The 9574-nt window shown below is 63.7% G+C and carries 9 protein-coding genes; all 9 read left to right on the top strand.

The window, feature by feature from the left end; all coding sequences use genetic code 11:
* Positions 1 to 73: 73 nt before the first annotated feature.
* The 9 genes from ACSQ3F_RS21025 to ACSQ3F_RS20985 all read left to right on the top strand — a co-directional run bounded on the left by ACSQ3F_RS21025 (position 74) and on the right by ACSQ3F_RS20985 (position 9509).
* Positions 74 to 715, top strand: coding sequence for a phage distal tail protein, Rcc01695 family (locus tag ACSQ3F_RS21025; RefSeq protein ID WP_436101990.1), 642 nt, complete (start codon positions 74 to 76; stop codon positions 713 to 715).
* A complete protein-coding gene (locus ACSQ3F_RS21020; RefSeq protein WP_436101989.1) occupies positions 712 to 1602 on the top strand; it encodes a DUF2163 domain-containing protein in 891 nt (296 codons plus the stop codon). The genes ACSQ3F_RS21025 and ACSQ3F_RS21020 overlap by 4 nt, the downstream gene beginning before the upstream one ends.
* A 64-nt stretch (positions 1603 to 1666) precedes the next feature.
* Positions 1667 to 2107, top strand: a complete 441-nt coding sequence (locus ACSQ3F_RS21015) for an NlpC/P60 family protein (RefSeq protein ID WP_436101988.1) — start codon at positions 1667 to 1669, stop codon at positions 2105 to 2107.
* Between the two features lie 5 nt (positions 2108 to 2112).
* On the top strand, positions 2113 to 6012 hold the full coding sequence (locus ACSQ3F_RS21010) for a baseplate multidomain protein megatron (protein ID WP_436101987.1): 3900 nt from the start codon (positions 2113 to 2115) through the stop codon (positions 6010 to 6012).
* Positions 6005 to 6211 carry a hypothetical protein gene (locus ACSQ3F_RS21005; protein ID WP_436101986.1) on the top strand — a complete coding sequence of 69 codons (207 nt, stop codon included), beginning with the start codon at positions 6005 to 6007 and terminating at the stop codon, positions 6209 to 6211. Before ACSQ3F_RS21010 ends, ACSQ3F_RS21005 begins: the two co-directional genes overlap by 8 nt.
* A gap of 120 nt (positions 6212 to 6331) precedes the next feature.
* Positions 6332 to 6583, top strand: coding sequence for a hypothetical protein (locus ACSQ3F_RS21000; protein ID WP_436101985.1), 252 nt, complete (start codon positions 6332 to 6334; stop codon positions 6581 to 6583).
* 128 nt (positions 6584 to 6711) lie between these two features.
* Positions 6712 to 7398 (top strand): two-component system response regulator FeuP, encoded by a 687-nt coding sequence (gene feuP / locus ACSQ3F_RS20995; protein WP_436101984.1) that lies wholly within the window; start codon positions 6712 to 6714, stop codon positions 7396 to 7398.
* A 73-nt stretch (positions 7399 to 7471) separates the two neighbouring features.
* Positions 7472 to 8866 carry an ATP-binding protein gene (locus tag ACSQ3F_RS20990; RefSeq protein WP_436101983.1) on the top strand — a complete coding sequence of 465 codons (1395 nt, stop codon included), beginning with the start codon at positions 7472 to 7474 and terminating at the stop codon, positions 8864 to 8866.
* A gap of 193 nt (positions 8867 to 9059) precedes the next feature.
* A complete protein-coding gene (locus ACSQ3F_RS20985; RefSeq protein ID WP_436101982.1) occupies positions 9060 to 9509 on the top strand; it encodes a hypothetical protein in 450 nt (149 codons plus the stop codon).
* The last annotated feature ends 65 nt before the right edge of the window (positions 9510 to 9574 follow it).

Below are 9574 nucleotides of genomic sequence, written 5' to 3'. Positions count from 1 at the left end.
CATCCACCGTCGTTTTACTCAACGATCTGTGAAGACTTTCAGCCAACCGATTCAAGACATAACGGAAAACATCATGCCAACAGGATTTCACGAGGTCCGGTTTCCTTTGCGCCTGGCGCTCGGGACGAGCGGTGGGCCGGTCAGGCGAACGGATATCGTCAGCCTTTCAAACGGGCGGGAAAACCGTAACCGGCGCTGGCGCGATGCACGCCGGCACTATGACGCGGGCTCGGGGATCAAGTCGATCGCGGACCTTTATGCGGTGCTTGAATTTTTCGAGGCGCGGGCGGGGCAGCTTCATGGCTTCCGGTTTCGCGATCCGCTTGATTTCAAGTCCTGTCCGCCCGGCGGCACGGTGACAGCGAACGATCAGGGGATCGGCACGGGGGATGGTACGACCGCCACGTTCCAGTTGATCAAGACCTATGGCGATACGGGCGGCGCGAGCGTTCGCGAGATCGCAAAGCCGGTGGCGGGGAGCGTCGCTGTTTCGGTGGACGGCGTCTTGGCGGGTCCGGGCGACTTTGCGCTCGATGTCACGACGGGGCGCGTGACGTTCACGCCCACGAAAATTCCGGCGAGCGGCGCGGCAATTCGGGCCGGTTACGAATTCGATGTGCCGGTGCGCTTCGACACCGACCGGATCGATGTCGACCTGACGCAATTCCAGGCCGGGCGCATTCCGTCCATTCCTTTGGTGGAGATCATGCCATGAGAACGCTTCCAACGGCGCTTGCCGCGCATCTTTCCGGCGACGCCACCACGATGTGCCATTGCTGGCGGGTGACGCGGCGCGATGGCGTCGTGCTCGGATTCACCGAGCATGACCATGATTTGAGTTTTGGCGGGACTGATTTTCTGGCCGCAAGCGGTTTCCAGGCGGCCGACAGCGAGGCGGCAAGCGGGCTTTCGGTCGAGGCGGGCGAGGTCAGCGGCGGATTTTCGAGTGCGGCGATCAGCGAGGCGGACGTGGTCGCCGGGCGCTATGACGGCGCCAGGGTCGAGGTGTTCCAGGTGAATTGGCAGGCGCCGGAGCAGCATGTGCTGCTCAGGGTACAGGAAATCGGCGATGTGACGCGGGCGGGTGGCGCCTTTCGTGCGGAGCTGCGGCGGATGACGCATCGGCTGGATCAGGTGCAGGGGCGGATTTACGGGCGACGCTGCGATGCGGTGCTTGGGGACGGACGCTGCACGGTCAATCTCGACAGTCCGGCCTTTCGCGGCGAGGGGGCGGTTGCGGCCGTTCTTGGCGAGACGCGGCTCGGGGTGACGGGGCTTAATGCGGCGGCAACGGGGTTTTACCGGTACGGTGTGTTTCGGTTTGCGAGCGGAGCGAATGCGGGGCATGTCTGCGATATCGAGGACCACCGGAAGGAAGACGGCGCGGTGACGCTATCGCTCTGGCTGCCGCCGCCTCTGCCGCTTGCGGTCGGTGATACGTTTACGGTGACTGCAGGCTGCGACAAGAGTTTTGCCACCTGTGGCGCCAAATTTTCCAATTCTTTGAATTTTCAAGGGTTTCCGCACATGCCGGGGACGGATTTCGCGTTCGGCTATGCGGATGGGGACACGGTGCACGACGGGCGGGCGCTCTATGAGTGAGGTCAGCGTCGAGGGTCACCCCACCCCTGCGCTTTGCGCCGACCCTCCCCCTCGAGGGGAGGGTGTGTCGTCCGCATTTGCGGGTCGGATTGTTGAAACGGCGCGAAGCTGGATCGGGACGCCGTATCGGCATCAGGCGAGCCTGAAGGGTGTCGGGTGCGATTGCCTGGGGCTGGTGCGGGGCGTCTGGCGGGAGATCTATGGCGCCGAGCCGGAATTGCCTCCGGCCTATCAGCCGGATTGGGCGGAACGCAGCGGCGAAGACCGGCTGCGGGATGCGGCGCGGCGGCATTTCGGGGCGGAGCTCGCGGTGGCGGCGATGCGGCCGGGCGATCTCGTGCTGTTTTGCTGGCGGCCGGACCTGCCGGCCAAACATGCCGGAATTCTGAGCGCTCGCGACCGGTTTATCCATGCCTATGAGCAGGCGGCGGTGATCGAATCCGCGCTCGTGCCTTCCTGGCGGCGGCGGATCGCCGGGATTTTTCGTTTTCCCGAAAAGGTCTGACATCCATGGCAACCATCCTTCTGCAGGCGGCGGGTGCCGCAATCGGCAGCGTGTTCGGTCCCGTCGGCGCGGTGCTTGGCCGCGCTGCCGGTGCGCTTGCCGGGTCTATCGTCGACCGCTCGATCATCAACGGGATGACGACGGTTTCCGGTACACGCCTCGGCGATGCGCGCATACCGGGGGCGGAGGAAGGAACGGCGATCACGCGGGCCTATGGAACCGTGCGGATCGGCGGCACACTGATCTGGGCGACGCGGTTCGAAGAGGAGGTGCGCGTCGAGCGGCAGGGCGGCAAGGCGAGCGGGCCGCGGGTCGAAACCTTTCGATATTATGCCAATTTCGCGCTCGGCATTTGCGAGGGCGAGATCGCCTGCGTGCGGCGGGTCTGGGCTGACGGGCACGAGATCGATCTGACCGGGGTCGAGATGCGGCTCTATCGCGGGACGGATGATCAGCTCCCCGATCCGCTGATCGAGGCCAAGCAGGGAACCGGCAAGGAGCCGGCCTATCGCGGCCTTGCCTATGCGGTGTTCGAGCGCTTTCCGCTGGACGGCTACGGCAACCGCATTCCGGTGATCCAGTTCGAGGTGCTGCGGCCGGTCGGCGCGCTGGAAAGGGCGATCCGGGCGGTGACGATCATTCCAGGCTCAAGCGAGCATGGCTATGATCCGACCGTGGTTACGGAGAAGACCGGCGCAGGCGCGAGCCGGTTGATCAACCGCAATGTTTTTCATGCAAGTTCGGACTGGCGCGCGTCGATCGACGAGTTGCAGGCGCTGTGTCCCAACCTTGAGCGCGTGGCCCTGGTGGTTTCCTGGTTCGGGACGGATCTGCGGGCGGGCCATTGCCGGATTTTGCCGGGCGTCGAGACGGCGGCGCGGGAGGACGAAAGCCGACCATGGTCGGTCTCCGGACTAGCGCGCGGTAGCGCGATGGTCGTCAGCCGGAACGACGGCGGGCCGGCCTATGGCGGCACGCCGAGCGACGCAAGCGTCGTGGCGGCAATCGCCGACCTGAAGGCGCGCGGGCTGAAGGTTTATCTCTATCCCTTCGTGATGATGGATATTCCGGCGGGCAACACGCTGCCGAACCCCTATGGCGCGACAGGTCAGCCGGCTTATCCGTGGCGCGGGCGCATCACGTCGCATCCGGCGCCGGGATTGCCGGGGAGCGCCGACCAGACGGCCGCAGCGCGGGCGCAGGTCGAGGCATTCTGTGGAGCGTCCGACGTTGGGGATTTTTCGGTATCGGGCACCGCGGTGATGTCGACGGCTGCCGACGAGGGGTATCGGCGCCTCATTCTTCACTATGGGTTGCTGGCGGATGCGTTGGGCGGAGTCGACGGTTTCATCATCGGTTCGGAGTTGCGCGGGCTGACGCAGTTGCGCGACGAGGCGGGAGCGTTTCCCTTCGTCGAGGCGCTTGTCGCGCTGGCAGGCGATGTCCGGGCCGTTCTCGGCGCCGGGACCAAGCTGACCTACGGCGCCGATTGGAGCGAGTATTTCGGCTACCATCCGGCGGATGGTTCTGGCGAGGTCCACTACAATCTCGACCCGCTCTGGGCATCTGCCGATATCGACGCGATCGGTATCGACAGCTACATGCCGCTTTCCGATTGGCGCGATGGCGATCTTTCCGAGGGCAATCCGGATGGATTCGCGCTTGCCGAAGACGCCGACGCGATGCGGGCGATGGTCGCGTCCGGCGAAGGGTTTGACTGGTATTATGCCGATGATGCGGATCGCCGGGATCGCGTCCGCACGCCGATCACGGATGGGCTGGGGGGCAAGCCCTGGGTCTATCGTTACAAGGACATTGCGAGTTGGTGGGAGCAGGCGCACCGCAATCGGATCGGTGGTGCCGAGGAAACGGTGGCGACCACCTGGGTTCCGGCCTCCAAACCCGTATGGTTCACCGAACTCGGTTGCCCGGCGATCGACAAGGGGGCCAATCAGCCGAACGTCTTCACCGATCCGAAATCGTCGGAGACGGCGGTCCCGTATTTCTCGAATGGTGCCCGCTGCGATGCGATGCAGCGGCGGTTTCTGGAAGCGCAGCATGCCTTCTGGCAGGGGCCGGACGCGCCGGATTGCGTTGATCCGGATCACATGTTCGTCTGGACCTGGGATGCGCGGCCGGAGCCGGCCTTTCCGGAGAATACGGATCTCTGGTCCGATGGCGATAACTGGCAGACCGGGCACTGGCTGAACGGACGGCTCGGGGCGTCGACCGCAGCGGACGTGATTGCCGCCATCCTTGCCGATCATGGTTTCGAGGCCGGCGACACGCGGCGCGTCTGCGGCGATCTCTGCGGCTATGTGCAATCGGAGCAGGCTTCGGCCCGGGACGTGCTGGAACCACTGATGGCGGCGCTGCAGATCGATGCGGTGGAAGACGGCGCGACCTTGCGGTTTCGTTCGCGCATGAAGCAGGCGTCACCGGCGCGGCCGATCTCGGTGCTGGCGGATATCGACGAGCAGCCGCTATTCGAGGAGATGCGCGGCCATGACAGCGATTTCGGCAGCGAGGCCATTCTCGATCATCTTGATCCGGTGAATGCCTATGAGCGGACAACGACCCGGTCGCGGCGCGTGACGCCTGCGAATGACCGGGTGTTGCGCCTCTCCGTGCCCGGCGTGGTGCATGACGGTGCGGCCGCATCTGCCGTCGAGGATGCGCTTCGGGATCATCAGGTGTCGCGCCGCAGTATCCGGTTTTCGCTTTCGCCGACGGCGGTCGACGTCGAGCCGGGCGATGTGATTGCGTTCGATCACGGAGCGTTCGATGACGGGCCGACAGGAAACTTCATCGTCGGCCGGATCGAGGACGGAGCAGTGCGCTCCGTCGAGGCACGCGCCTTCGTGCCGTCGAGCGGCGGCGGGCCGAGCCTGCAATCGCGCTCCGTCAATCCGCCGCGCACGCCCTCGGACGGCTTTTCGCCGATCGTGCATCTGATGGATCTGCCGCAATACGAGGCCGGCGAGGCGGCCGCTTTTGCCCGGGGCGCGGTCTTCGCGCGACCATGGCGCACCGCTTTGCTCTCGTCGTCTGCGACAACGGAAGGGTATCAAGCGCGCGCGAGGATGGACCAGCCGGCGCAGACGGGCGTCCTGACAGAGGCTTTGGCCGCAGGCGTGCTGGGCCGGTTCGACGCAGCCCGGGCGATCACGCTCGACCTGCATTTCGGCGGCCTGTCCTCCGCGGATCGTCTTGCCGTCTTGAACGGGCAGAACCGTGTTGCAGTCCTGGCTGCGAACGGCGTTTGGGAAATTATCGGGTTCCGGGTTGCGGAGGAAATCGTTGCCGGGCGCTGGCGGCTCTCGACGCTTCTGCGCGGGCTCAACGGGACCACGGACGCGATGATGGCGGGTTCTGCTGCGGGCGCGCCGCTGGTGGTGCTCAATGCGGCTATCAAACCGCTGGGACTGAGTGCTGACGAGGCCGGGCGCGTGATCAACTGGATCGTGGAGGCGGGCGGGCAGACGACGGGGCCGGTCGGGCCTTTCGCATTCGCCGGCGGTTCGAGGGCCGAAACCCCGGTTGCGCCGGTGCACCTGCGGGCGCGGCGTATGGAGAGCGGCAGCATCCGGATCATCTGGACCCGCTGCGCCCGGCGCGATGCCGATCACTGGCTGGATGGCGACATTGCACTCGACGAGCCGCTGGAGGGCTATCGTCTCGAAATTCTCGATGGCGGGGCTGTGAAGCGGACCGTGGATGTGTCCGAACCGGTGTTCGACTACGCGGTCGCCTTTGAAATGGACGATTTCGGCACACAGCAGACGGCTTTGTCGGTCCGCGTGCGGCAGAAAGGGCAGAAGGTTGTTTCGGGGTACCGGCGCAGGCCGTGTTGGACCTGTGACGGAAACAAACAGCAAACTGGAAAAGGACGACGTGATGGGTGAATTGAAGAACTGGTATATGTCGAAGACGGTGTGGGGAGGCGTGGTTGCGATCCTTGCTTCGTGCAGCCATCTTCTTGGGCTGGAGATAGCCCCGGACGACCAGAGTGGACTGGTCGACGGTCTGACCGCGCTTGCTGCTGCGGCAGGCGGGCTGGTGGCAATCTGGGGCCGAATTTCGGCGAGAAAGCGATTGCGCTAGAGATTGCCCAAGGAGATTGCCCAAGACCGGGCAAACCACGGCGTTAGCAGGACATTCATTTGCCATTCAGACTGTTTCGTTTATTAAAATTACAATGCTTCCCAAGTCGAAAGTGCGTCCATGTCCTCACCCTTGATCATAGCAACGCTGGCAGCGAGCCTTTCCGGATTCGCGCCGCTAGCGATTGATGTGCCATCGGCGGTTGTCGAGGTGGAGCGCGATTGCGGCCAGGCTGCTGCTGAGGTCGTGGCGAAGACCGGCGGCGAACTCCTGTCCGCGCAGCCGACCAGCGACGGTCAATGCGTCGTGACCGTTCTCATTCCCGGCAATGGCGGCCGTCCGAAGAAGGTGACGATGCGGGTGCCGATGTAACGCAGCCGCAGTCGCTGGCATCGAAAATGTTCTCGAACCGGATCGAATAGGATATTCATTGAGTCTTGTGTGGCAGCGCGCAGCTCAATCCGGCGGATGGGCTCTCGCTGAAGGGAAAAGGTCTGTTTATGCGCATTCTGGTGGTCGAAGACGACGTCAACCTCAACCGTCAGCTGACGGATACGTTGAAGGAGGCGGGTTATGTCGTCGATCAGGCCTATGACGGCGAAGAAGGCCACTATCTCGGTGATGGCGAACCCTATGACGCGGTCATTCTCGATATCGGCCTGCCCGAAATGGACGGTATCACGGTGCTTGAAAAATGGCGTGGCGCCGGGAAAGCCATGCCTGTCCTGATCCTGACGGCGCGCGACCGCTGGAGCGACAAGGTCGCGGGTATCGATGCCGGCGCAGACGATTATGTGACGAAGCCGTTCCATGTCGAGGAAGTCCTGGCGCGTATCCGCGCGCTGATCCGGCGGGCAGCCGGGCATGCAAGCTCGGAGATCGTCTGCGGGCCTGTGCGCCTGGATACCAAGGGTTCCAAGGCGATGGTCGATGGCGTGGCGCTGAAGCTCACCTCGCACGAGTTCCGGCTGCTCTCCTATCTGATGCACCATATGGGACAGGTGGTGTCGCGCACGGAACTGGTCGAGCATATGTACGACCAGGATTTCGACCGCGATTCCAACACGATCGAGGTCTTTGTCGGCAGGTTGCGCAAGAAGATCGGCAACGACCTGATCGAAACCGTGCGGGGCCTGGGCTATCGTATGCAGGCGCCGGGCATGACCAGCAAGGAAACGAAATCCTGAGCGGGATCGACATGACCGAAACCAAGGGTTTTTTCACGTTCGATACGCAGGAGCATGATGGGCGCATGTCTCCATGAGGCTTCGTCCGCAATCTCTTACCACCCGCGTTCTGCTCGTCTCCACCATCTGGGCTGTGGCGGCGCTGGTGGTGATCGGCGTGGTGATCTCCGCGCTGTACAGACAAGGCTCCGAGCGCGGCTTTCAGGATCTGTTGCGCGCGCAGCTCTACAACGTCATCAACTCGATCGTCGTCAACGACAAGTCGGTGCTGGCCGGCAGTCCGCAGCTGGGCGACCTGCGGTTTTCGCAGCCGCAGACCGGCTGGTACTGGATCGTCGAGCCGATCGGCGAATTCAATACGCCGCCGCTGATGTCGACCTCGCTCGGTTCGGGCAAGCTGCCGATTGCCAGCCTTGACGAGGTTCCGTTCGATATCCGCTACGAGCGCTTCTACACGACGGTCGATTCCTTCAACAACGAAGTCGAAGTGGCCGAGACGGAAGTGGTGCTTGACATCCAGGGCCATACGGCCCGCTTCCGGGTTGCGGGCAATCGCGACGTGCTGGAAGCCGACATCAACGATTTCAACCGCAATCTCTATCTGGCCCTGTCGATCTTCGGTTTCGGCGGCCTCGGCATGAATGCGCTTGCCATTCTCTTCGGCCTTCGGCCGCTCGACCAGGCGCGACGGTCGCTCGAAAAGATCCGTGGCGGCGAAAGCGAGCGGCTGGACGGCGAGTTTCCGCGCGAAATTCAGCCATTGGCGAGCGAAGTCAACGCACTGATCGACAGCAACCGCCGTATCATCGAGCGCGCCCGCATGCAGGTCGGCAATCTCGCCCATTCGCTGAAGACGCCGATTGCGGTTCTCATGAACGAGGCGCGGGTGCTGGAGGCGCCGCATGGCGACCTCGTCAAGGCACAGGCCGATGCGATGCAGATGCAGGTTCAGTCCTATCTCAACCGGGCACGGATCGCCGCCCAGCGCGAGTCTGTGCTGGCGCGCACGGAAGTGGAGCCGGTACTGGAGCGGCTGGTGCGGGTCATGCGCAGGCTGCATCCGGAAAAGACCTTCGTACTGACTGTCTTGCCACACGGGCTGATCCTTGCCATGGAGCAGCAGGATGTCGAGGAAACAGTCGGAAACCTCCTGGACAATGCCGCACGATACTCCGCCGATCTGGTTCGCGTCACGGCGCACATCGCACCGGAGGGGCTGCACGGCAAGGACCCGGGGCGGCGGAACTGGATTACTATCGAGGTCGATGATGATGGCCCTGGTCTCGAACCGGACCAGATCGCCGTTGCGATCAAGCGCGGCAGGCGGTTGGACGAAAGCAAACCCGGCACGGGCCTCGGGCTTTCGATCGTCAGGGAGATTGCGGGGGAATATCAAGGGACGCTCGACCTGTCGCGCGGCGATCGTGGCGGGCTGAATGCCCGGATACTGCTGCCGGCTGTCTCGTGATGGGACGCCTTTGAAAACCTTGCGTGACTTTTTTGACAGAGTCGCAGGCAAAATCTCGAAACGGTTCGGCTTTGGGCTCTCCGTTTGTTGCCTGCCCAGGCGCGGAATGTAAAAAGACAGTCAGCCATGGAATCGGCCTGACGCCGGCCATGATCTGCCGATACAACGGAAATCGCGAGAGCTGCCCCGCACGATGAAGAACCAGGCCCGTTTCACGACGCTTTTTTCAGCTCCTCCGGCTGCGTGCCTGATTGCGTCGGCTCTGCTTCTGAGCGGTTGCGGCACCACCTCGCGCGATGCTGGCAAAACTGGCGGCACGGTGACATCGAATACGTCCGCTTCCTATATCGCTGCCCTTGGTGGCGGGGTGATCGGGCGCACGGCGGGGCTTTCGATCAGCAAGGCCGACCGCCAGAGGGCACTCGAGGCGGAATACCGCGCCTTGGAAGTGGCACGTGGCGGCCAGCCGGTCGTCTGGGAGGGATCGGGCATCAGCGGCTCCGTCGTTGCCGCCGCACCCTACCAGGTCGGTTCGCAGAACTGCCGCCAATACAGCCACACGGTGACGGTCAAGGGACAGGACAGTGTCGCGCGCGGCGCCGCCTGCCGCAACCCGAACGGCACCTGGACACCGCTGACCTGATACGATCCGCGCGATGTTGCGGCGAAACGCCTCAAATTTCCGTTATTTCCCGTTTTCCGATTGGA

This window comes from Pararhizobium sp. LjRoot238, from assembly GCF_964252955.1.
GTDB lineage: Bacteria > Pseudomonadota > Alphaproteobacteria > Rhizobiales > Rhizobiaceae > Pararhizobium.
The sequence above is the reverse complement of the archived record's forward strand: the minus strand, read 5'-3'. Positions and strand labels throughout refer to the sequence as shown.